General features: G+C 51.4%; 22 protein-coding genes, 1 tRNA gene, 1 other RNA gene, 1 pseudogene and 1 riboswitch. Of the genes and pseudogenes, 11 read left to right on the top strand and 14 right to left on the bottom strand.

Translation table 11 applies throughout. The features are described 5' to 3' along the window. Positions 1–15: 15 nt before the first annotated feature. Together rlmN and ndk are read right to left on the bottom strand one after the other, a co-directional pair. Positions 16–1,170, bottom strand: coding sequence for a 23S rRNA (adenine(2503)-C(2))-methyltransferase RlmN (rlmN, locus tag QUE61_RS05485; protein WP_286306269.1), 1,155 nt, complete (start codon positions 1,168–1,170; stop codon positions 16–18). 7 nt (positions 1,171–1,177) lie between these two features. Beyond that, positions 1,178–1,603 carry a nucleoside-diphosphate kinase gene (gene ndk / locus QUE61_RS05490; protein ID WP_286306270.1) on the bottom strand — a complete coding sequence of 142 codons (426 nt, stop codon included), beginning with the start codon at positions 1,601–1,603 and terminating at the stop codon, positions 1,178–1,180. Positions 1,604–1,872: 269 nt separating this feature from the next. Here ndk and QUE61_RS05495 point away from each other — a divergent pair, with 269 nt between their 5' ends. After that, entirely contained in the window at positions 1,873–2,574 is a 702-nt protein-coding gene (locus tag QUE61_RS05495; RefSeq protein WP_286223063.1) for a Bax inhibitor-1/YccA family protein, read from the top strand. 45 nt (positions 2,575–2,619) lie between these two features. Here the strand turns inward: QUE61_RS05495 and QUE61_RS05500 are convergent, their stop codons facing one another. From QUE61_RS05500 to dnaX, 9 genes and pseudogenes are all read right to left on the bottom strand, one after another. Further along, the gene (locus QUE61_RS05500) at positions 2,620–3,177 is read right to left on the bottom strand and encodes a peroxiredoxin (protein WP_286306271.1); all 558 of its coding nucleotides are present in this window, start codon (positions 3,175–3,177) and stop codon (positions 2,620–2,622) included. Further along, positions 3,174–4,571, bottom strand: a complete 1,398-nt coding sequence (gene rlmD, locus QUE61_RS05505; RefSeq protein WP_286306272.1) for a 23S rRNA (uracil(1939)-C(5))-methyltransferase RlmD — start codon at positions 4,569–4,571, stop codon at positions 3,174–3,176. Before rlmD ends, QUE61_RS05500 begins: the two co-directional genes overlap by 4 nt. A gap of 35 nt (positions 4,572–4,606) precedes the next feature. Further along, the gene (locus QUE61_RS05510) at positions 4,607–5,419 is read right to left on the bottom strand and encodes a 3'-5' exonuclease (RefSeq protein WP_286308302.1); all 813 of its coding nucleotides are present in this window, start codon (positions 5,417–5,419) and stop codon (positions 4,607–4,609) included. A gap of 26 nt (positions 5,420–5,445) precedes the next feature. Beyond that, complete coding sequence (locus QUE61_RS05515) at positions 5,446–6,279, bottom strand: peptidoglycan DD-metalloendopeptidase family protein (RefSeq protein ID WP_286306273.1); 834 nt, start codon at positions 6,277–6,279, stop codon at positions 5,446–5,448. Beyond that, positions 6,276–6,899 (bottom strand): annotated as a pseudogene (locus QUE61_RS05520) (protein-L-isoaspartate(D-aspartate) O-methyltransferase); the annotation flags it as partial. The gene QUE61_RS05515 and the pseudogene QUE61_RS05520, both read right to left, overlap by 4 nt. 26 nt (positions 6,900–6,925) lie before the next feature. Then, positions 6,926–7,711, bottom strand: coding sequence for a 5'/3'-nucleotidase SurE (surE, locus tag QUE61_RS05525; RefSeq protein WP_286306274.1), 786 nt, complete (start codon positions 7,709–7,711; stop codon positions 6,926–6,928). A gap of 20 nt (positions 7,712–7,731) precedes the next feature. Next, positions 7,732–8,364 carry a recombination mediator RecR gene (gene recR, locus QUE61_RS05530; RefSeq protein ID WP_286223071.1) on the bottom strand — a complete coding sequence of 211 codons (633 nt, stop codon included), beginning with the start codon at positions 8,362–8,364 and terminating at the stop codon, positions 7,732–7,734. Positions 8,365–8,370: 6 nt separating this feature from the next. Further along, positions 8,371–8,694: a YbaB/EbfC family nucleoid-associated protein gene (locus tag QUE61_RS05535; RefSeq protein ID WP_286224883.1), complete on the bottom strand. Its 324-nt coding sequence runs from the start codon at positions 8,692–8,694 to the stop codon at positions 8,371–8,373. A 23-nt stretch (positions 8,695–8,717) separates the two neighbouring features. After that, positions 8,718–10,382, bottom strand: coding sequence for a DNA polymerase III subunit gamma/tau (dnaX, locus tag QUE61_RS05540; RefSeq protein ID WP_286306275.1), 1,665 nt, complete (start codon positions 10,380–10,382; stop codon positions 8,718–8,720). Between the two features lie 33 nt (positions 10,383–10,415). On the opposite strand from dnaX, the gene ffs reads away from it, so the two are divergent. After that, positions 10,416–10,513: signal recognition particle sRNA small type (gene ffs / locus QUE61_RS05545), an RNA gene on the top strand. A 313-nt stretch (positions 10,514–10,826) separates the two neighbouring features. Here ffs and QUE61_RS05550 read toward each other — a convergent pair. Then, a complete protein-coding gene (locus QUE61_RS05550; protein WP_286306276.1) occupies positions 10,827–11,309 on the bottom strand; it encodes a TlpA family protein disulfide reductase in 483 nt (160 codons plus the stop codon). A gap of 130 nt (positions 11,310–11,439) precedes the next feature. Between QUE61_RS05550 and QUE61_RS05555 the strand changes: the two genes are divergently transcribed. Genes QUE61_RS05555 through QUE61_RS05565 form a run of 3 tightly spaced genes read left to right on the top strand, consistent with a single transcriptional unit; the run spans position 11,440 to position 13,262 of the window. Further along, positions 11,440–12,417 (top strand): helix-turn-helix transcriptional regulator, encoded by a 978-nt coding sequence (locus QUE61_RS05555; protein WP_286224887.1) that lies wholly within the window; start codon positions 11,440–11,442, stop codon positions 12,415–12,417. Between the two features lie 45 nt (positions 12,418–12,462). Further along, positions 12,463–12,816 carry a DUF6152 family protein gene (locus QUE61_RS05560; RefSeq protein ID WP_286306277.1) on the top strand — a complete coding sequence of 118 codons (354 nt, stop codon included), beginning with the start codon at positions 12,463–12,465 and terminating at the stop codon, positions 12,814–12,816. After that, positions 12,816–13,262, top strand: a complete 447-nt coding sequence (locus QUE61_RS05565; protein ID WP_286224889.1) for a hypothetical protein — start codon at positions 12,816–12,818, stop codon at positions 13,260–13,262. Before QUE61_RS05560 ends, QUE61_RS05565 begins: the two co-directional genes overlap by 1 nt. Before the next feature lie 43 nt (positions 13,263–13,305). Here QUE61_RS05565 and parC read toward each other — a convergent pair whose 3' ends face one another. Further along, a complete protein-coding gene (gene parC, locus QUE61_RS05570) occupies positions 13,306–15,663 on the bottom strand; it encodes a DNA topoisomerase IV subunit A (protein ID WP_286306278.1) in 2,358 nt (785 codons plus the stop codon). A gap of 8 nt (positions 15,664–15,671) precedes the next feature. After that, positions 15,672–17,660: a DNA topoisomerase IV subunit B gene (locus QUE61_RS05575; RefSeq protein WP_286306279.1), complete on the bottom strand. Its 1,989-nt coding sequence runs from the start codon at positions 17,658–17,660 to the stop codon at positions 15,672–15,674. A gap of 59 nt (positions 17,661–17,719) precedes the next feature. On the opposite strand from QUE61_RS05575, the gene QUE61_RS05580 reads away from it, so the two are divergent. The 6 genes from QUE61_RS05580 to thiC all read left to right on the top strand — a co-directional run bounded on the left by QUE61_RS05580 (position 17,720) and on the right by thiC (position 23,617). Further along, positions 17,720–18,937 (top strand): CaiB/BaiF CoA transferase family protein, encoded by a 1,218-nt coding sequence (locus tag QUE61_RS05580; protein ID WP_286308304.1) that lies wholly within the window; start codon positions 17,720–17,722, stop codon positions 18,935–18,937. Next, positions 18,934–20,157 (top strand): MFS transporter, encoded by a 1,224-nt coding sequence (locus tag QUE61_RS05585; RefSeq protein WP_458574707.1) that lies wholly within the window; start codon positions 18,934–18,936, stop codon positions 20,155–20,157. The genes QUE61_RS05580 and QUE61_RS05585 overlap by 4 nt, the downstream gene beginning before the upstream one ends. A 51-nt stretch (positions 20,158–20,208) precedes the next feature. Next, positions 20,209–20,367 (top strand): hypothetical protein, encoded by a 159-nt coding sequence (locus tag QUE61_RS05590; RefSeq protein ID WP_286223082.1) that lies wholly within the window; start codon positions 20,209–20,211, stop codon positions 20,365–20,367. 6 nt (positions 20,368–20,373) lie between these two features. Beyond that, a tRNA-Arg gene (locus QUE61_RS05595) sits at positions 20,374–20,448 on the top strand. Positions 20,449–20,704: 256 nt separating this feature from the next. Beyond that, positions 20,705–21,529 carry an NUDIX hydrolase gene (locus tag QUE61_RS05600; protein ID WP_286306280.1) on the top strand — a complete coding sequence of 275 codons (825 nt, stop codon included), beginning with the start codon at positions 20,705–20,707 and terminating at the stop codon, positions 21,527–21,529. A gap of 48 nt (positions 21,530–21,577) precedes the next feature. Beyond that, positions 21,578–21,674, top strand: a riboswitch (TPP riboswitch). Positions 21,675–21,715: 41 nt separating this feature from the next. Continuing rightward, positions 21,716–23,617 (top strand): phosphomethylpyrimidine synthase ThiC, encoded by a 1,902-nt coding sequence (gene thiC / locus QUE61_RS05605; RefSeq protein WP_286306281.1) that lies wholly within the window; start codon positions 21,716–21,718, stop codon positions 23,615–23,617. Positions 23,618–23,623 lie beyond the last annotated feature (6 nt).

Raw genomic sequence — 23,623 nt, forward strand, 5'->3', positions numbered from 1 at the left:
ATCCAATTGCGTTCATTATCGTCCCTGAAACTGAATCACCTGCTCATTGAGTGCTTGCATGCGCTCCGCGCGGCGGGTTCGATCAATCACATCGCCTGCCAACTGGCCGCAGGCAGCCGCAATATCGTCACCGCGGGTCTTACGCACGGTGGTTACTAAATCAGCGTCTTGCAAAATTTGGGCAAACTGTTTGACGCGCTCTGCGGGTGAACGCTTGAGGCCCGAGGCTGGAAATGGGTTAAAGGGAATGAGATTTAATTTGCAACGCAAGCCCTTTAAGAGTTTGATTAGCTCTTTGGCATGCTGGTCTTGGTCATTGACGCCATCGAGCATGCAGTACTCAAAGGTAATAAAGTCGCGCGGTGCAAATGGTAAGTAGCGATCGCACGCAGCGATCAGCTCTTTCAGAGGGTATTTTTGATTGAGCGGCACAAGCTCATCGCGCAGAGCGTCGTTCGGGGCATGCAAGGATACAGCGAGAGCCACTGGGCAATCCTGGGCCAAGCGATCCATCATGGGGACCACACCCGAGGTGGAGACAGTCACACGGCGGCGTGATAGACCGTAGGCGTGATCGTCGAGCATTAACCGCAATGCCACGAGTACCGCATCGTAGTTGAGCAAAGGCTCACCCATACCCATCATCACTACATTTGTAATGACACGACCCTGTGCTTGCTCCGCACAATCATCATCCAGCCTGCGAATCGCATGAGGGTCGTCCCGCAGATGATGCTCAGCAAACCAGAGTTGTCCAATAATCTCCGCAGCAGTTAGATTGCGCGCAAAGCCTTGGTGACCGGTGGAACAAAATCGGCAGTTGACGGCGCAACCCGCTTGGGAGGAGATGCATAATGTGCCGCGATCATCCTCTGGGATGTACACCATCTCAACGGCATTACCTGCCCCAACATCCAATAACCACTTGCGGGTGCCATCACCAGCCTTCATATCCTGAATAACTGGCAGACTAATCACCTCTGCTTCTTCTGCGAGTTGATGACGAAAGGATTTAGCTAGATCGGTCATCAGCGCCACGTCAGAGACGCCACGCTGATGAACCCACTGCAAGAGTTGCTTGGCCCGAAAGGGCTTCTCATTCAATCCCGCAACGTACTCTGCCATCTTGGCAGCATCAAAATTGAGTAAGTTCGTGCGGCTTGAATTCAATGGTGAATTAACGTGCGTAGATGTTCATGCCGGGGAAGAAGAAGGCGACTTCCACTGCAGCGGTCTCTGATGCATCGGAACCATGCACGGCATTAGCATCAATACTATCTGCAAAGTCAGCGCGGATCGTGCCCTTGTCGGCTTTCTTGGGATCGGTAGCACCCATCAGCTCACGATTTTTAGCAATCGCGTTCTCACCTTCAAGTACCTGAATCATGACCGGACCCGAGATCATGAAGCTCACGAGGTCTTTGAAGAAAGGACGCTCTTTATGCACGGCATAGAACTGCTCAGCTTCATTTTTTGAGAGGTGCGCCATTTTGGCGGCGACGATCTTCAAACCAGCCTGCTCAAAACGAGCATAGATTTGGCCAATCACGTTCTTCGCGACTGCGTCAGGTTTGATGATGGATAAGGTGCGCTGAATTGCCATGCAAAAACTCCAATGAGGTTGTGTGAAACGGTTTTTCGGTTTTATTGAATCATTTGTCAGCAATACTCGGTATTGCGATGCGAAATTATACGTTGTTTTTAGGGTTTTATCCCCTATTCTTAGTCCTAAGCCATTGAATTTCTTAGGTATATCACCTAAAGACCCTGATGCGAACGACCTTCCTGTCACAAAGGTCTTGATTTTTATATGTTTTGTCTATACTTAATCACTATCAAGTCCATGTTGGACTTACTTTAAGGAGCTACTCAATGAGTGATCTGAATTCGTATGGTTTTGGTCGTGGTGCTGCAGTTGCAACTGCCCAATCCCGTAACCGTGTCCTAAGAAACACCTACGCCCTCTTGGCACTCTCGATGGTGCCTACCGTGATTGGTGCGTGGCTGGGTGTGGCCATGGGCTTTACCTTCTTTGAGGGTAGTCCATTTATGGGCGCGATTTTGTTCTTGGCCGTTGCCTTTGGTTTCTTCTGGGCAATCGAGAAGAACAAAGATACCGGTATGGGCGTCGTGCTCTTGCTGGCGTTTACCTTCTTTATGGGCGTGATGCTCTCGCGCTTGATCGGCATGACCCTAGGTAGCTACAGCAATGGCGCTGCTCTGATCATGGGTGCCTTTGGTGGCACAGCTGCAATCTTCACCGTGATGGCGTCGATTGCCACGGTCTCCAAGAAAGACTTCTCGGGCATGGGCAAGTTCCTATTCGTAGGCGTCATTCTGTTGATCTTGGCTTCCTTGGCCAACATCTGGTTGCAGATCCCTGCCCTGATGCTCACTTTGATGGTTGTAGCAATTGCCATCTTCTCCGCGTTCATCTTAGTGGATGTGCAGCGCGTGGTTAATGGTGGTGAGACCAACTACATCATTGCAACCTTGGGCATCTACCTAAGCATCTACAACATTTTCTCCAACCTCTTGGCTCTTCTGGGCATCTTTGGTGGAGACCGCGACTAATAGCAACATCGTCATGCGGTAACTTAGGGCGCTGCGGCGCCCTTTTTATTTTCTGATCTTTAGATAATCCAATACCCAAGCAGGATCACTATCACTTGGAAAGATTGGGTAATGCACTGCCTCGATATGCCCGTCATTACTAATCAGGGTCACGCGTTTGAGTAAGGTCATCCCTGCCGCTACAAAGGTTGGCAAGTTGAGGGCCTGCTGGAACTGATACTGCTCATCACTGAGCACCTGAAATGGCAAATGCAAACGCGTAGCCATCTCGCGTTGGTAATCCGTACTCTGCACACTGAGGCCATACACATTGGCATTTAAGGCTTGGAGTTCTTGATAGTGATCACGATAAGCACAGCTTTGGGGTGTGCAGCCACGCGCGCCTGGGATTTGATCCCACCCTTCGGGCAATGACACATTGGGCTGCCCGGTCATGGGGTAGCAATAGATGACTGTACGACCAGATCGTTGTGAAAGGTTCACCATCGACCCATCGGTTGCTAACAAAGCCACATTCGGTAAAGCCATTCCGACCAAATGTTTACAAGCCCCATCATCTTGAGGGGCTGGTAAATCGGTGGGCAACTGGTTGAGGTTGGTCATGGAATGTCGTTACAACGAATTACAGAATACCCATTTTTTTCCGATCGATCAAACACCGCAATCGATTCAATGTGCGAGGTGTGAGGAAACATATTGATGATTCCTGCTTTGCTTAGGGTGTAATTTAGTTCGTGCGTCAGGATTGCGGCATCGCGTGCCAGTGTTTTGGGATTGCATGAGACATACACAATGCGTTTCGGTAGCGCTGTTATTGGTAGATCTTGCATCGCCTTACAAATCTCCATAGCGCCCTCTCGCGGTGGGTCAATCAGCCATTTATCGGCCTTGCCCCAACCATTGAGATCAGTGGCCGTGACCTCAAAGAGGTTACTCTGACTAAATTGGGTTTTGTGATCGAGTTGGTTATGACGGGCGTTTTGCAAGGCACGCTGAGTTAGGGTCTTACTACCCTCAATGCCAAGCACTTCCTTGGCTAGGGTTGCAATGGGCAGTGTGAAGTTACCAATGCCACAGAAGAGATCAATCACACGATCACTTCTTTGAATATCCAGTAATGCGATGGCCTTACTGATGAGGACTTGATTGACTGCGTGATTAACTTGGGTGAAGTCCGTCGGCAGAAACGGTAAGCTGATCCCAAACTCTGGCAGGGTGTAATTAAGGGGTTGCTCGGTGGGGTAAAACGGTTTAGCGGTCTCAGGCCCTTGAGGCTGTAACCAAATACCAACCTGATGATGTTTGGCAAATGTTTCTAGGTTCTTTAAATCGGCGGGGGTCAGCGGCAACAAGTGACGAATCACTAAGGCAATTTGAGTGACGCCCGGTTGGTTTGTGTCTTCTCCAACAGCAAACTCGATTTGCGGAACGCGATCCCGGATACTCAGTGAGCCCACCAGTTCCCGCATCGGCACCAAAAGATCGGAGATGCGTTTGGGGATGACTTCGCAGGTGAGCATGTCTGCCACATAACTACTGTTGTGCTCATGAAAACCCACCAAGATTGTGCCCTTCTTAATCGAGCGATCGATCACACTTAAGCGTCCTCGATGGCGATAGTGCCAAGCGGGTCCTGCAATCGGTCGTAAGATCTCTTGAGGCTTAATCCGTCCGATGTGCCACAAATCATCCTCTAAGACCCGCTGCTTCATCGCAATCTGCGCAGCAAAATCCAGATGCTGCATACTACATCCTCCGCAGGTCACAAAATAGGTGCAGCGAGGTGTGGTGCGATAGACCGCGGGTTTAATCAGCTCATGAAGTTTGGCTTTGGCAAAACGCGCTTTCTCCCGCGTGATGGTGTAGGTCACTTGCTCGGTGGGTAATGCTCCCCGTATAAACAGTACTTTACCGCCCTCTTCATTCGATTGCCGCGCAACGCCTTGTGCATCGAGATCTAAAGAGTCAATCGTGACGATCGGAGATGCTTTTGGCATCGGTGCTTCCGTACTCATTCTGAACGTGATGGATGCTAGTGACTAAAGCCGGCGAGGTACTCGGCCCAAGGGGCTTTACCTTGCTTGGCATCCTGCTCGAGTTGCTGCTTCACATAGACGAGTTCTTCGTCATACTCATCAGCAGTAAAGCCACCACGCATCTGTTGAAAGCGGCAGTAGACCAAATAGGTATTGACCACATCGGTCTCGCAATACTGTCGGATTTGCTCAATCTCACCGCGTTGATACGCAGGCCATACTTGCGAGCCATCCATGCCCAGTTTTCCAGGAAAGCCGCACAGCTTCGCTAGCGCATCGAGCGGTGCATTAGCGCGCGCATTGTGTTTGGCCAAAACATCCATCAGATCAATGTGGCGCATGTGATAGCGGTTAATGTAGTTATTCCACTTAAAGTCTTTACTATCGCTGTCCATACTCTCACCCATCTCCCAGTAGCGCGGCGCGGCCACTTGGTTTAACAGCGCCCGATAATGCAAGACCGGTAGATCAAAGCCGCTACCATTCCATGACACCAACTGGGGAGTGTATTTTTCAATCAATTCATAAAAGGCTTGCACAAGGGTTTTCTCATCATCGGCTGCGGTTCCGAGACTACCAACCTTAAATTGCGGTAAGCCCTCTTTGGTGGTTCTGCGAATCACGCACGAGATCGCAATGATCTTTTGCAAATAGAGGGGTAAGAACTCGTGGCCGGTTTGGGCAGCACGTTCATCCATCGCAGCCTTTGCGACCTCAGCATCGCTCATCGAATCTGGATAAGAATTAAGTAACCGTAGACCCGCTACATCCGGAACGGTCTCAATATCAAAAACCAGTACGCTGGGGATCGATTTAGCCAAACGGGTGATTACAGTTATTGCAAATACTGCATCGGGTTAACGGGTTTGCCGTTCATGCGCACCTCAAAGTGCAACTTCACCATATTGGCATCGGAGTCGCCCATCTCAGCAATCCGTTGGCCCTTGCGCACGTTCTCACCCTCTTTCACTAAGAGTGTACGGTTATGGGCATAGGCCGTGAGATAGGTGTTGTCATGCTTGACGATCACCAGATTGCCATAGCCTCGCAGACTGTTGCCGGCATAAACCACTTTGCCATCGGCTGCCGCTTGAATGGGCTCACCCATCTTGCCGGCAATATCAATACCCTTGTTCTTGGCCTCATTGAACTCCTCAACCACTTTGCCCTTCGCGGGCCATGAGAGCTTAATGGGTGGATCCACAACATCGGCTTTGGGTTCAGCAACAGCGACCTCTTTCTCATCGGCTTTCTTGGCAACCACTTTCTTGTCGGCTGGCGCTTTACTGTCAGCGGGTTTGATTGGCTCAATGGGCTTGGTTGTTACCCGAGCGGCACTAGGCGGTGGCTTAACCCGCAAGACCTGATCAACCTCAATCAAATTAGGGTCGGTGATGTTGTTCCATGCTGCAATGTCCCGATAGGACTGCCCGTTATCGAGCGCAATCCGAATCAAGGTATCCCCGCGCTTAACCCGATAGAACCCAGGCGGCACTGGCTCTTGAGCAGGTATGCTGGCTACCGGCGCACTGCGATCTGTAATGGTGGCTGGCTTGGTTCTTGGAGGGGTCGAGCATGCTGCAAGCCCAAAAGCGATAACCGCTACGAGAGCGGTCTGGCCGACGCGAATCGTGTATCGGGATTGTGGGCTGTCATGCAATGGGTTCATATCACCCCTGATTGTAAGGGCACAAAAAAGACCTCATCAAGTGCGGTCCTTTGATAGCGGTGGGAGCTCACCCGCTCAATGAGTAAGAGCTGTTGCTCGGTCTCGCTTTTAGAGACCGGCGCAATTAAGCGCCCCCCAATCGCCAGTTGATCCAATAAGGGGTCGGGCACCCCCAACCCCGCCGCTGCCAGGATGATTCCGTCAAAAGGTGCCGCTTGCGCTAGCCCGCGGATTCCGTCGCCATAGATGAGGCGCAAATTGGCGATGCGGAAGGGTCGTAATTTGGTGCGAGCCAGATCATGCAAAGCACGAACTCGCTCAATCGAGTAAACCTCTTGCGCTAACAAACTCAGCACCGCTGCTTGGTAGCCACATCCCGTACCAATCTCTAGCACCTTGCCCAAGGGTTGTTTGTTTTTATGCAAGAGCTCAATCATGCGCGCCACCACCGAGGGCTTCGAGATGGTTTGCTGATGACCAATCGGTAATGCCGAGTCTTCATAGGCTTGCGCGTGCAATCCAGCATCCACAAATGAATGGCGTGGTACGGTGGCAATGGCTTGCAAGACCTGCGGGTTCTTAATCCCCACCGCATGCACCTTGCGTGCGAGGTCTTGGCGATGCCCAGCGAAGCGCTCGGCTGCTTTCATTCGCGGTCCCAACCGGATGCGCGCATACTGGCTTGACGCGCATGGTGTGTGAGATCGAGTTGCATCGGCGTAATTGAGATGCATCCCTCATTAATCGCATGAAAATCCGTCCCTGGAGAGATATCACGTGCTTCGCCTGCGGGACCAATCCAATAAATGTTTTCACCACGAGGATTTTGTTGCACGATCACGGGTTGCGAGTGATGGCGTGTTCCTAAGCGCGTCACCCGCCAGCGTTTGAGTTGCTCATAATGGCCATTGGGAATATTGACATTTAGTAAGGTGGCGATGCCATCGACTCGCTCCATCGGCTCTTGCAGAGCCTGGGTCACGATGTCGCGCGCCGCCTTTGCAGCATCCTCAATTTGAGCCCAGCCGCGATCTACTTGTGAGAATGCAATACCCGGTACCCCAAACATCACGCCTTCAATTGCAGCGGCGACGGTGCCTGAGTAGAGGACATCTTCTCCCATGTTCTCGCCTTGATTAATTCCGGAGACCACCAGATCGGGTTTACTCTCCAAAAATCCGGTCATGGCCATGTGTACACAGTCGGTGGGCGTGCCGTTCACAAACAGAAATCCATCGCGCTCACCACCGGCGACCCGATGAATACTCAAGGGTCGTGAGAGTGTCAGCGAGTTCGATGCGCCACTGTGGTTTTGCTCGGGCGCCACAATCGTTAACTTGCCTAAGGGACGTAAGGCATTGACCAAAGCGAGTAAGCCGGGGGCTAAATAGCCATCGTCATTACTCACTAAGATGTGTGGGACTTTACTCATAAATGCTTTCGTTAATGGATTTAGCTGATGGAGCGGCGATCGAGTAAGGCGCGAGCCAAGGTGCCAGCATCCACATACTCCAACTCGCCACCCACCGGAATGCCGCGGGCAATGCGGGTTGCTTTAATGCCTTTGATCTTTAAGACCTCGCCAATGTAATGGGCGGTGGCCTCACCCTCGCTCGTGAAGTTGGTAGCAAGGACCACTTCACGCACGGGTCCACCAAACTCCGGTTTCTCGATCCGATCAAGGAGGCGATCAAAATGAATCTCATTGGGGCCCATGCCATCCAGTGGTGAGATACGCCCCATCAGCACGAAGTACTGACCCTTAAAGCTCATGGTTTGCTCAACCATCACTTGATCGGCCGGGGTCTCCACCACGCACAGTAAGGCGGGATCGCGACGTGAATCGCTGCAGGTCGTACAAAGCTCGAGTTCAGTAAAGGTATTACAACGCTGGCAATGGCCGATGGACTCGACTGCCTCACCCAATGACTGAGCTAGAACCGCGGCGCCATTGCGATCATGTTGCAATAAGTAATACGCCATACGTTGCGCTGATTTGGGGCCAACGCCTGGCAAGACCCTCAGGGCCTCCACCAAACGACTAAGTGCGTCTTGAGGCTCGTTTGGTGCTTTGGTCCGGCTCATCAGACTTTAAAACGGTAACTTAAATCCGGGGGGCATGGGCATCCCAGCAGTTGCGCCCGACATGAGGGCTTGGCTAGCGGCTTCAGCCTGCTTGAATGCATCGGTATAGGCAGTGACCACCAGATCTTCGAGCATCTCGCGATCATCCATTGCTGCCGGATCAATTTGCACCCGCTTCATCTCATACTTGCCGCTAATCGTGACCTTCACCATGCCGCCAGCGGCTTGGCCCGTGAGTTCCAAGGCATTGAGCTCCTCTTGGGCGCGCTTCATCTTCTCTTGCATTTGCTGGGCTTGCTTCATTAAACCCGCAATTTGACCTTTCATCATGGTGTGCTTCTCCGCTATTGAAATTAATTAATGGGACGAACTGAGCCTGAGACCACTTTGGCTCCGAACTCACGCTCCAGCTCTTTTAGGAATGGGTCTTCAGCAAGTTGCTCTTCGGCATTGAGTTTTTTCTCTTCGTAAATTTGGGCATCTACTTTAGCAATCGTGTGATTAGCCTTACCCTCACCCAATTGCAGCTTCACGGGTTTACCGTACTGCGCCCGGAGGGTCTCCCCAAAACGGGCGAGCGCATCATCCGTCGCCAGCTGAGGCATTGCGGTCGTCAGAGTAATAAAGAGTGTCGTTGGGGTGTCGCGCCACTCCACCAGTTCGGTTTGGTGAGCCAGTTGTTGCAAGAGTCCTCGCAATGGCAAATTACGTACCATCGCATGCCAATCGGGTTTGATCTCACTATTGAGGTTCGGCGTATGGGTGGCGGTTTCGGGTGCAGTATTTGTAACAGTACTCGCAACAGTCTTTGCAACCGGCTTTGCTTCTACTGACTTGTTTACAGGAGCGGCTGATTTAGGAGTTGCTTGCGTAGCAGGCTTGGGTATGCTGTTCGCTGTTACTGAAGTGCTACCACTGCCACCGGGTTTGAAGGCTAACATTCGTAGAAGCGCCATTGCAAATCCAGCTTGCTCATCGGGGGCCAATGACAAATCAGCACGACTGGTAATAGCGATCTGATAAAAGAGTTGGGTCTCTTCGGGAGTAAACGCCTTCGTAAGCCTACGAATCTCATTTGCCTCTGGCCAATCCTCCAATACGGAGTCAGGCACGATCTGGGCTGTGGCTATTTTGTGTAAGAGACTGGCGAGATCTTGGAGCGCTAAGGAGAAGGACATACTGCGCAGACCCATCTCTTCCGCAATGTCGTTTAGAGTTTTGCCATGTTTATTCTGTAGAGCATCTAAGATCTTGATGAGATAGGTCTCGTCAATCGTGCCCAACATGGTGCGGACCGCGGCCTCTGTGACCGGTCCTGCTGCATAGGCAATTGCTTGGTCGGTAAGCGATAGTGCATCGCGCATGGATCCCTGGGCGGCTTTTGCAATCACACGCAAGGCATTCGGTTCAGCAGTCACTGACTCCGAACCCAGAATCTGCTGCAAGTGCTCTACGATCAAAGGGACTGGCATTTGCTTAAGATTGAACTGCAAGCAGCGAGAGAGTACGGTGACCGGTACCTTTTGGGGATCGGTGGTCGCCAAGATGAACTTCACATGCGGCGGTGGCTCTTCCAAGGTCTTGAGCATGGCATTAAAGGCATGCGTAGAGAGCATATGCACCTCGTCGATCATATAGACCTTAAAGCGAGCACTGCTGGGTGCATAAGCGGCTTTCTCTAATAATGAGACCATCTCATCCACACCACGATTACTCGCCGCATCCATCTCAATGTAATCAACAAAACGTCCGGCATCAATCTCGGTGCAGGCTTGGCATTGGCCACAAGGTTCTGAGGTCATTTGCCCTTTGCCATCTACTCCGGTGCAATTGAGGGCTTTGGCCATGATGCGAGAGATGGTGGTCTTACCGACTCCACGGGTGCCCGTGAATAACCATGCGTGGTGTAAGCGGCCTTGATCTAAGGCATGGGTTAAGGCTTTCACTACGTGATCCTGACCCACCAGTTCAGTGAAGGTTTTAGGGCGCCATTTACGAGCCAGTGCAAGTGCAGTCATGGACTCAATTCTAACAAGGCTACAATAAGAATGGACGGGCCTCCTCGCATGGTGGCTTGGCAACCTGGTCAGGTCGGGAACGAAGCAGCCATACCCAAATACTATCAGTGCCGAGGGTCGGGCTCGTCCTTATTTCCTAGTGATGCAAATGAATCGATCGTTTAGCTATTTGCTAAATAATCCGAGAAATACCCCAAGTAAACTTTTGAAGGTCAAATAGGTAATTCCTAGGATTGTGATTGCCATGAGCAAGCGAGAGCCAAACTCAATACGGAATATTTTGGCTCGATTGTGAGTAAGTTCGATTAAAAACACCATTCTGAATGCCTAACCTTTTGGATTTAATAATTACTAGATTATTAGCATGTATATGGTTTGTGAAGAAGGTTGGGGCTAAATGTTTGTAATCACAATGGAAGTAGTAAGTAGGTATTACTTGATTATTTACTGAACTTTCGCAAAGCGCTTAAGGTCTGCATACTCCTCAGGAAATATCTCGCCGATTTCCCGGTAAATAATTTTGTTGTTCTTGTCCAGAATAATGAGGATGGGTATGCCCTTCACCTTGCCCATTGATTTTTGCAGTTCCGGAGTCATCATCGCTGCTGGGAATGTGTACTTATTGTTCTCCATGTATTGCTTGGCAAGTAATGGGTTCTTATCAATGGAGATGGTAATGACGTTCAGTGAGTTGGGTGGTAACTCTTTATAGAGTTTCTCAAGGTAAGCATTTTGCTTCTTACAAAATGGGCACCAGGTGGCCCATACCTGGATTAAGGTGTTCTTGGTGTTGTTGGCCGGTATGGCATACGGCACGCTATTGAGTGTTTGCATTGGCCCTAACTCAATGGTTTGGCCAACCGTCAGCGCCAGGGCCAAGCTTGGCAGAAGCATGAGGCACACGATCAGGAGTTTGAAGATTCTCATACCCCAATGCTAACTGAAGTGATTAGCACCTGGGGCTCGTATATGGCGTCATTGACTTACCTTAAACTGGCTCATATAGTGAGCCTTTTATGGCCCATGCTAATGCCTATTTAGTTATGAAAGATTGCTCATGAGCGATATGGAGCGCTTGCACAAGATTAAGTACATGATCCAGAGTCGGGGTTGCGTGCCGATTGAGGATTTCTTGAGTGGCTTAGAAATCTCGCGCGCAACCTTCAAACGCGATCTTGACTATCTGCGTGATCGCATGAACGCGCCAATTGTCTACAACCGCGCTATGGGTGGCTATCGCTTTGATAAGCCCAATGCTGGTGATAAGTTTGAGTTACCCGGCTTGTGGTTCTCTGAAAAGGAGGCGACTGCCCTCGTTCTGATGCAACACCTATTATCCAATCTAGATACCAATGGCTTACTGAGCCCCCATATTGCACCGCTAATAAATATCATTGATGGCATCTTAGGACAATCCGAGATCTCTGCAAAAGAGTTACGTAAACGCATTAAGGTCTTTGGTGTGTCAGCCCGCAAGAATGTGCTCGAGAACTTTGAAGAGGTCGGTATCTCACTCCTAAAGCGCCAGCGCTTACACCTGTCCTATTACTCCAAGGGTAAGGATGAATCAACCGAGCGTGATGTATCACCACAGCGCTTAATTTTCTATCGGGATAACTGGTACCTCGATGCGTATTGCCATCTACGCAAAGGTCTACGAAGTTTTGCCATGGATGGAATTCAGGCAGCCCATGTATTAGATGAAAAGGCAATTGAGGTTCCCGAAAAAGAATTACATGAAAACTTTGCAGAGAGTTATGGCATCTTCTCTGGTAAGGCCACGCAACGCGCCAAATTACGCTTTACCCCAGAGAAAGCCCGCTGGGTTGCTGCGGAGACCTGGCATGGCCAGCAAGTAAGTAGCTTCGATAAAGAAGGCAATTACCTCCTTGAGTTTGATTACAACCAAGATCCGGAACTCATCATGGAGATCATGAAGCATGGGGATGGTGTTGAGGTGCTGGCGCCTGCCAGTTTGCGTAAACGTGTTGCCGAGGAGCTTCTAAAGGCCGCCAAGCGCTATCAATCATTGTGATGCGTGCCATCTCACCATAAAATCAATTATCCGAACGAGGTGCATATGATCCCAATCATTAAACGAATCATTCTGAGCTGCTTATTATTCAATCTTGGTCTTGCTCATGCCCATCACGGTTGGTCTGAATATGATCAAACCAAGACCGTGAAGCTCACCGGCACGATTACTCAAAGCGGCTATGAGCATCCGCATGGAGTCATTAAGTTAAATGCCGATGGCAAGTCGTGGACCATCGTGCTGGCCCCACCCTTTCGGATGGAAAATCGGGGCTTGAGTAAAAGTGATATTGCTAATGGTTCGCAAATCACGGTGGAGGGCTATATCAATCGCACCCAACCCGATGAACTGCGTGCCGAGCGCATCACTGCTGGCTCTAAAACCATTGAACTGCGCTAATGAGTAGTCCCGTCATGGCCTTGGAGGGCTTATGGCTAGCTCAGGCCATGAAGCACTCGACTTGGCTCTACCCTACGGTTGAGACCATGCACATCTGGGGCATTGGCATGCTCTTTGGAAGCGTGGTCATCATGGATTTACGGGTCTTAGGGTTTGGCAACAAACTCAATCTGTCGGACCTATCTCGCTTGGGCGTCTTGGTTGCATTTATCGGCTTTGGTCTAGCGGTTCTCACTGGGTCGCTGATGTTTATTGCGCAAGCCTCTGAGCTCATTAGCTCACGCTTATTTATCCTCAAGATGTGCCTTATCTTCCTATTACTCGCCAATGCCATGATTCTGCGTATGCGCACAGTAACAAATGGAATCAGTAAATTACAAGCCCTTCTATCACTCACCGGTTGGGCGAGTGTCATTGGGATGGGGCGTTGGTTGGCCTACGTTTGATCAATACCCAATTTGGGTATGACCCTACCCATATTGGGTATGTTTAGATTGCTTTGAGTCTTGCTTCTTTGAGTCGGGGTTCAACGAGGTGGCCCTTACGTGCGCGGTTGCCTGCAAAGCCCTTCAGCGTTTTGGCATCCAGATGCGTATCGGTTAGTTTGCCACCGCGACCAAGTCCAGAATAACTCGCACCATCGGCGCCCACAGCAATTGCTGAACGCATGAATTCTTTAGGATCAAGTCCCATCAGGATCACACCTTTACCACCAGTTGGTAGACGCTTGAGCTCATCGAGTGGGAATACCAAGAGTCGGCCGTTCTCGGATAAGCAAGCGACTTGACGCATCCCCTCGTTTACCTTGGCAGCACCAAGAGGTGCATCACCGGGCGTCTTCTTATCCAGACCCACAAACGATTTACCCGCTTTATTGCGAGTGATCATGTCTGCGACATTCGCTAAGAACCCATTACCACCTTTGGTGGAGATGAGGACCAGATCATCGGCGTGACCCGCATAGTAGGCGACCATTTGCGAGCCTGGCGCGAGATTGACGTAGCTTGTGAGTGGTGAGCCATCGCCTCGTGCACCGGGTAACTCACTCACAGCGACCGTATAGACCCGACCGTCACTACCAAAGCCCAACATTTGATCGACAGTGCGGCACTCGAAGGTATCGTAGAGAGCATCGCCCGCTTTGAAAGTGAACTGTTGGGGATCGTGCTCATGGCCCTGACGAACTCGCACCCATCCCTTTTGGGATACGATCACAGTCACCGGCTCATCAATCACCCTCACCTCGGCCACTGCACGCTCATCTTCTTTCATGAGGGTACGACGCGCATCACCAAACTCTTTGGCATCACTCTCAATTTCTTTGATGATGTGTTTACGCAATGCCGACTCGTTACTGAGTAACTCATCAAGTTCTGCCTTTTGCCCTTTGAGCTCTTTGAGCTCCTGCTCAATCTTGATCCCCTCCAGGCGCGCTAACTGGCGCAAACGAATCTCTAAGATGTCTTCTGCTTGACGCTCGGTGAGCTTGAACGCCTTCATCAGATCGGGTTTTGGCTCATCGCTATTGCGAATCAGCTTAATGACCTTATCAATGTTCAGAAAGACGATCTTGCGCCCTTCCAAGATATGCATCCGGTCCTTGACCTTGCCCAAACGATGCTGGGTACGACGAGTGACGGTCTCGACTCGAAACTCAATCCACTCGGTGAGGATCTCTTTTAATCCTTTTTGACGGGGACGGCCGTCATTGCCGATCATCACTAAATTAATCGAGGCATTCGACTCGAGCGAGGTATGCGCAAGTAGTAAGGTGATGAACTCACTCGGCTCCACATTCTTGCTCTTAGGCTCGAATACCAAACGTACCGGGGACTCACGACTCGACTCATCGCGCACACCATCCAAGACGTTCAGAATCGTTTGCTTGAGATTGTTTTGCTCAGTGGTGAGCGACTTCTTACCCAGCTTCACCTTGGGATTAGTGAGCTCCTCAATCTCTTGCAGGACCCGTTGTGCCGAGGTCGCGGGTGGTAACTCATTAACCACCACCTGCCATTGCCCACGGGCAAGCTCCTCAATGGTCCAGCGGGCGCGCACCTTGACCGAACCACGCCCACCCTCATAGATCTGGGCGATCTCACTGGCCGGCGAGATGATTTGGCCACCCCCTGGAAAATCCGGACCTGGGATGTGCTTGAGCAAATCGTCCAAACTGGTTTTAGGGGACTTCATCAAAGCCACGGCGGCGCTTGCCACCTCGCGCAAGTTATGCGATGGAATTTCGGTCGCCATACCCACGGCAATGCCGGAGGCGCCATTGAGTAAAACAAATGGCAGACGTGCTGGGAGTAATTTCGGCTCTTTAAACGAACCATCGTAGTTGGGCACAAAATCGATCGTACCCTCATCAATCTCAGATAGCAGCAGGCTCGCAATCTTAGTCAAGCGTGCTTCGGTATAACGCATCGCCGCAGCCCCATCACCATCGCGCGAGCCGAAGTTGCCTTGACCATCAATGAGTGGATAGCGTAACGAGAAATCCTGTGCCAAGCGCACCAGGGCATCGTAGGCCGATTGATCGCCGTGTGGATGGAACTTACCTAAGACATCACCAACCACGCGCGCACTCTTAACTGGCTTCGCATCAGCACGCAAGCCCATCTCGTTCATGGCAAACAGAATGCGACGTTGCACGGGCTTTTGGCCATCAGCAACTTCGGGTAATGCGCGCCCTTTGACCACACTAATCGCGTAATCAAGGTACGCACGCTCAGCGTAGATGCCTAAGGATAAGAACTCCTCAGGGTTAGCGGGATTTGCTTTGGGCCGCTCTTGAGTAAAGAGATCCCCCTGCTCAGGAATTGCTTTCTTATTTTTAGTCGCCATGCTGTGTCCTAAATGTCGGCTTCTACTTCATTACCGCGCTCTTCTAACCAATCGCGGCGTGCGCCAGATTCTGCTTTGCCCATCAACATGTCCATGGTCTTAATGGTCTCGCTCTCACTCATCTCGCCCAAGGTCACCGGCAAGAGACGACGAGTATCTGGATTCAAGGTGGTATCCCACAGTTGCTCAGCACTCATCTCACCTAAGCCCTTAAAGCGCGAGATTTGCCAGGCGCCCTCGCGCACACCGTCTTTGCGCAGCTTATCTTCAATGGCAGTTAGTTCGCCCTCATCAAGTGCGTAGATCTTCTGTGCGGGCTTCTTACCACGCGCAGGTGCGTCCACGCGATACAGTGGTGGTCGCGCAATGTAGACATGACCGTTCTCGACCAAGCGTGGGAAGTGTTTATAAAAAAGTGTGAGCAGCAGCACCTGAATATGCGAGCCATCCACATCGGCATCGGACAGTATGCAAATCTTGCCGTAGCGTAAGTTGCCCAAGTTGGGCTCATCACCGGGCCCGTGGGGATCAACCCCAATCGCTACTGCAATATCGTGCACTTCATTGTTCGCAAAGAGCCGATCACGCTCGGTCTCCCAGGTATTTAACACCTTACCGCGTAAGGGCAAAATCGCTTGGTACTCTTTATTACGACCCATCTTGGCGGAACCACCGGCGGAGTCGCCCTCCACCAAGAAGATCTCATTTAAAAGAATGTCTTCGCTCTCACAGTCGGTGAGCTTGCCAGGCAGTACCGCGACACCCGAAGATTTTTTCTTTTCCACCTTTTGCCCAGCGCGGGTGCGCGCTTGCGCTTGCTTAATGACGAGCTCTGCAAGTGCTTTGCCGTAATCAACATGTTGGTTGAGCCAGAGCTCAAGTGCTGACTTCACAAAGCCAGAGACCAAGCGCACGGCATCGCGGGAGTTCAGGCGCTCTTTGATCTGTCCCTGGAACTGGGGATCTAACACTTTGGCAGACAATATGAATGAGGCCCGAGCAAAGACATCTTCCGGCATGAGCTTCACACCCTTGGGTTGTAAAGCGTGGATCTCGACAAAACTTTTGACCGCATTAAAGAGTCCTTCGCGCAAACCGCTCTCATGCGTACCGCCCGCTGGAGTGGGGATAAGGTTCACGTAACTCTCACGCACCGGCGCACCCTCTTCGGTCCAACTCACCACCCAAGCGGCGCCCTCACCTTCGGCAAAGGCTTCTTCATCCCCTGTGCCGCTGGCGTAATGCTCGCCCTCAAACGCAGGAATCACTGGGGCACTATGGCCACCTTGTGCCAAGGCTTCATCGAGGTAACCTTTTAGTCCTTGGGTGTAGAGCCAGGATTGGCTTTGACCGTTTTTCTCATGTACGAGCGTGACCTTGACGCCCGGCAAGAGCACTGCCTTGGAGCGCAAGAGACGTTCGAGGTCGGCCATGGGGATGGTGGCGCTATCAAAGTACTTGGGATTGGGCCAGACACGCACTTTGGTGCCATGCGCTTTATCGCTTTTGGTAGCCGCTTTGGATTTGAGTTTCTCGATCACATCACCATCGGCAAAGGTGATGTTCGAGACCTGTTGCTCACGCCACACTGTGACCTCTAGGCGTTTAGCGAGTGCGTTCGTAACCGACACACCAACCCCATGCAAGCCGCCAGAGAATGCATACGCACCACCACTGCCCTTTTCAAACTTACCACCGGCATGCAATTGGGTAAACACGATTTCAACGACGGGTTTTTTCTCTTGAGGGTGCATCCCCACGGGAATGCCGCGGCCATCATCCTCCACGCTCACACTGCCATCGGTGTGTAAGGTCACCACCACTTCTTTACCGTAACCACCAAGTGCTTCGTCAGAGGCGTTATCTAAGACCTCCTGAATAATATGCAGAGGATTATCGGTACGGGTATACATGCCCGGGCGCTGACGCACCGGCTCCAAGCCTTTTAAGACTTTGATCGAGGATTCGCTGTATTGGGATGGTTTACGAGTCGCCATGCGCAGAAATTGTAGTCATATCCCAAAGGCGTGTGACAAAAGCGTGGGAAAATAAGCCCATGGGAGCATTAAGTCATATTCGAGTATTAGATCTGAGCCGGGTATTAGCGGGTCCGTGGTGTGCTCAGAACTTAGCTGATTTGGGTGCTCAGGTGATTAAAGTGGAGCGCCCGGGCGCAGGTGACGATACCCGCCATTGGGGCCCTCCCTTTGCTAAAGACCCCAATGGTCAAGACACCACCGAGTCAGCGTATTACATCTCGATTAATCGTAATAAGAAATCCATCACGCTCGATATCAGCACCCCCGAGGGTCAAGCGATTGTGCGCGATCTGGTCAAGACCTCCGATGTGGTGATTGAGAACTACAAAGTGGGACAGTTAGCGAAGTACGGTCTTGACTATCCATCATTATGTGCGATCAAGCCCAATCTCATTTATTGCTCGATCACCGGCTTTGGTCAAACTGGCCCTTATCAACATCGCCCTGGCTATGACTTTATCTTGCAAGGCATGGGTGGCTTCATGAGCATTACCGGTGAAGCGGATCATTTACCGGGTGGCGGCCCTCAAAAGGCTGGGGTTGCGATTGTGGATTTATTTACAGGGATGTATGCCAGCTCCGCGATTCTTGCGGCGGTGATTCATCGTGATCGCAGCGGTGAAGGTCAATACATTGATATGGCTCTCCTCGATACTCAAGTAGCGATGCTTGCCAATATCTCCAGTAATTATTTATGCAGCGGAGTCTCGCCGCATCGCTGGGGCAATGCTCACCCTAATGTGGTGCCGTATCAAACCTTTCAGACCTCAGACAGTTGGATCATTGTGGCAGTCGGTAACGATAGTCAGTTTCGTAACTTCGTGAAAGTTGGTAACCGCGAGGCTCTTGCTGACGATCCGCGCTTTGCAAGCAACCCCGCGCGCATTGAGCACCGCGCTGCATTAATCCCACTGTTAGCCGAGATGGTGAAGGAGAAGACCAAGGCGCAGTGGATTTCTTTATTGGAGACGGCAGGTGTGCCATGTGGGCCCATTAATAACTTGCAAGAGGTGTTTGAGAACGAGCAAGTGATCTCGCGTGGGATTGAGATGCGCGTGCCCCATCCAACCGCCGGCACCATGAAATTGGTCGCCAGCCCAATGCGTCTATCTAAAACTCCTGCAGAAATACGCATGCCACCCCCACTGTTGGGACAACACACCGATGAGGTCTTGCACGAACTGGGTATGAGTGCTTCACAAATTAGCGAGCTGCACCAGAAAGGCATTGTGTGACCCAACGCGCGCCCAGCCTATCGATGCTTCAAGTGCTGATCTTTGGCAGTTTGATGGTGACCCTTTCCATGGGGATTCGTCATGGCTTTGGTCTCTTTAATATGCCCATCACCTCCGCCAACGGTTGGGGGCGTGAGACCTTCGCATTAGCGATTGCCCTACAAAATTTGATTTGGGGATTTGCTCAACCCGTCGCTGGTGCGCTTGCCGATCGCTATGGTCCGTTCAAGATCATGATTCTGGGTGGATTCTTATATGCCGTGGGTCTGATTGGTATGGCGCTCACTAATGATCCTTTGCTGTTTCATTTGGCAGGTGGCCTATCAATTGGTATTGGTCTAGCGGCGACGACCTACAGCGTGGTGTACGGCATTATTGGTCGTAATGTATCACCCCAGAAACGCGTCTGGGCGATGGGGGTTACTGCAGCGGCCGGCTCCTTTGGTCAGTTTTTGATGATGCCGCTTGAGCAAGGCTTGATTAGCAACTTTGGAGCCAGCGAAGCACTCATTTATTTAGGACTCATGGCTTCACTCATGATCCCGATTGCGTTTTTCTTACGCGAGACCGGTTTTGCGCCCAATCAAGCGGGTGATCAAACCATCCGACAGGCTCTTAACGAAGCGATTGGTAATCGCAACTTTCGTTTCTTGATGATGGGTTACTTTGTGTGCGGCTTTCAGGTGATCTTTATTTCGGTTCACCTCGCGCCCTATCTCAAGGATATGTCGGCGATCTATCCGGGCATCAACGGTGCAACGGTTGCCACCACTGCCTTGGCCTTGATTGGACTATTTAATGTGATTGGTACCTACTACGCTGGGGTCTTGGGTGCACGCTTCCCTAAGCGGTTTTTACTCTCAGGCATTTACTTCACACGCTCGCTAGCGATTGCCCTCTTTTTATTGTTACCCCTCTCCTCGATGAGCACCTATGTATTTGCTGCCGTGATGGGGGTACTTTGGCTCTCCACCATTCCACTGACGAATGCGATCGTCGCTCAGATTTTTGGGGTCAAGTACCTCACCATGCTCTCGGGGGTGGTGTTCTTCTCCCATCAATTAGGGAGCTTTTGTGGTGCCTACTTTGGTGGCTACCTCTACGATCTCACCGGCTCTTATCAGATCGTATGGGGCATTGCCATGGCCCTCGGGGTCTTTGCCGGTCTGATTAATTTACCGATCCGCGAGGAACCCTTGCAGCGCCCGGCAAGCGCATGAGGACGTAGTGATTCTGTGGCGATGACCACCTGCTTTCGGTAGAATGCATTCATGAGCCAATCCGCATCAATGACTTCAACTCTGACTAGAAAGAAGATTGCTCTCTACGCAGTTGTTGTGATCCTTCTAATGCTGGTCTTTGCGCTCTACTTCATTCCAGAGGTTGTGATTGGTTTAGCTGAGCAAGCATGGGCCCTGTGTGGCTGGTAATCCCCTCCCGCTGTAGCACAATGGATAGTGCAATCGCCTCCTAAGCGATAGATCCAGGTTCGACTCCTGGCAGGGGGACCAAATTTAGTCATAACGCATTGATTGTTGAATTAGGAAAACTACTGAGCTGATTCAATCCCAATGTGTCACGCAATTGTTACGTCTTTGAATTCATGCGCGATCGATTAGTGATGAAGTTATCCACAGCGTGTGTGGACAAGATGATAAAAATTTTCCTAAGTGCTGATTTTTAAACGAGTGAGCTAGCATGCTCAAAATTTGAGCATGCGTTACCCAACATTATTTCTTAGTAAATAAGTTGGCTTAAACTTGACTCATGTCAACAATCCCTGTAAGCACACTCGCCGCTCTCGAAGAGATGTTGCAAAACGCGAGTTGCCATTTGCCCCACGCGTGCTTACCGATTCTGTTGGGTGATCGCACCGTCGGTCATCTCGTCCCTGAATTTACCCCCTTCGTGATCGAGAGTTTACAAAACGACCCGATTGCCCATCTGAATGTGAGTGCGCGTGGTTTGTCTTTAGCAGCAGTTCCTCCTGCCCACCTCAGTGCCAGTTTGCGCGTCTTGGCGATGAGGATGCGTGACGCTGGATTGATCCCCGCGTGGCGTAATGAGGAGTTTGCATTCTATGGTGCTGATGGTCATGAGTACTTTCGGGTCGAGCGCGCGGCGTTTCGTAGTCTTGGGGTGCAAAGTCAAGCGGCGCACATCAATGGCGTTGCTGCCAATGGCCAACTGTGGGTGGGGAGACGCAGCGAGAGTAAGCAAATTGATCCCGGCAAGCTTGATAACCTCGCCGCTGGCGGTATTAGCGCCTCGGAGACCGTGGTGCATTGCGCCATTCGGGAGCTCTGGGAAGAAGCAGGTATTCCCGAGCCGATCGCCAGTGCCATTACTCCAGCAGGCAAGCTACTCATTAGCCGCCCTCACCCACCGCATGGGATCCACCATGAAAGCCTCTTCATCTTTGATCTTGTCTTGCCTTCGCAATTAGTTCCCATGAATCACGATGGTGAGGTTAGTGGCTTTATCCAACTAGATCTCGCGGAGGCTGCCGCCCGCATCCTGGCCGATGAGTTCACGACCGATGCCGCCTTGGTAACCGCCGACTTGATATTGCGCCGCAACCGGATGGCTTGATGAAGCTCAAGGATGGGCTTGGGGGATTCGTGGTTAAATAGGGTCACAAGGATGAAACAGGGGTGCCCCCACTGCGGTGGTGCTGAGAAAGACCCTCGAACCCGATCCAGGTAATGCTGGCGTGGGGAGTTCCATCAAACCGGCACCCGGTTTCGTCCACTCTATGAATATTGCGAGGAGATGGACATGAGCGTTAGCACCGAGAATCAAAAGAAGGCCAAACCAGAAATCCCCAGTCTGAAGAGTTTGGAGCGAGACTTTGGGCAAAAGTTTGCCTATCCGGCTTCCACCAAAACCTATTTGCAAGGATCGCGTCCTGATGTGAAGGCACCGATTCGGGTGATCGAACAGTTGCCGACTAAAACGGGTGAGACTGAATCTGCTAATCCGCCCATTCCGGTGTATGACACCTCAGGCCCCTACAGCGATCCCGATATCGTGATCAATTTAGAAAAGGGTCTACCTAAATTAAGAGGCCAATGGATTAGTGAGCGTGGTGATACCGAGCAACTTGCTGGCCCCTCGTCCGAATACGGTGTGGCCCGTGCGCATGATCCAGCCACCGCCCATTTACGCTTCTCGCACATTGCCGCACCACGGGTTGCCAAGTCGGGTGCAAACGTGAGTCAAATGCATTACGCCCGCAAAGGCATCATCACCCCTGAAATGGAGTATGTCGCTCTACGCGAGTCCATGGGCCTTGAGAAACTTCGTCAAGATCCTCGCTATCAACAGATCCTCAAGCAGCATCCTGGCAAATCCTTTGGTGCGAATATTCCGGATGTGATTACTCCGGAGTTTGTGCGCTCGGAGATTGCTGCAGGTCGTGCCATTATCCCCGCCAATATTAATCACCCAGAGTTGGAGCCCATGATCATTGGCCGTAACTTCCGTGTGAAGATCAATGGCAATCTAGGTAACTCCGCAGTGACCTCCTCGATCAATGAAGAGGTTGAGAAAATGGTCTGGGCGATCCGTTGGGGTGCCGACACCATCATGGATCTCTCCACCGGCAAGCATATTCATGAAACGCGTGAGTGGATTATTCGGAACTCGCCAGTACCAATTGGTACGGTGCCGATTTATCAGGCCCTCGATAAGACCGGCGGCATTGCCGAAGACCTCACCTGGGAAATGTTCCGTGACACCCTGGTAGAGCAAGCCGAGCAAGGTGTGGATTACTTCACGATCCATGCGGGCGTATTGTTGCGTTATGTGCCACTCACTGCTGATCGGATTACCGGCATCGTCTCACGCGGTGGCTCCATCATGGCCAAGTGGTGCTTAGCGCATCACAAAGAGAACTTCCTCTACACCCACTTTGATGAGATCTGCGAGATCATGAAAGCCTATGACGTGTCCTTTAGTCTTGGCGATGGTTTACGTCCAGGTTGCATCGCGGACTCCAATGACGCCGCTCAGTTTGGTGAGTTGCATACCTTGGGTGAACTTACTGCCAAAGCGTGGAAGCACGATGTGCAAGTGATGATTGAGGGTCCTGGTCACGTTCCCATGCAACGCATTGAAGAGAACATGACCGAAGAACTCAAGCATTGCTTAGAGGCCCCCTTCTACACCCTAGGACCCTTGATCACCGATATTGCGCCTGGTTACGATCACATCACCAGTGGTGTGGGTGCAGCGCAAATTGGTTGGTACGGTACCGCAATGCTCTGCTATGTAACCCCCAAAGAGCATTTAGGTCTACCTGATAAAGAGGACGTGCGCGAGGGCATCATCACCTACAAGATCGCTGCCCATGGCGCTGACCTTGCGAAGGGCTTTCCGGGTGCGCAATTGCGCGATAACGCGCTCTCCAAAGCACGTTTTGAGTTCCGCTGGGAAGATCAGTTCAATCTAGGCTTGGATCCCGAGCGGGCGCGTGAGTACCATGATGCCACCCTCCCTGCTGAAGGTGCGAAGATTGCACACTTCTGCTCAATGTGTGGCCCCAAGTTCTGCTCGATGAAGATCACTCAAGATGTGCGTGATTACGCCGCGAGCCTCAAAGAAGGTGTTGACCCTGCCAAGGGCATGGAAGAGAAATCGATCGAGTTCCGCAAACGCGGCAGCGCGATCTATCAGTAGGTCTTG

The sequence above is a fragment of the Polynucleobacter sp. HIN5 genome (assembly GCF_030297555.1).
Classification (GTDB): domain Bacteria; phylum Pseudomonadota; class Gammaproteobacteria; order Burkholderiales; family Burkholderiaceae; genus Polynucleobacter.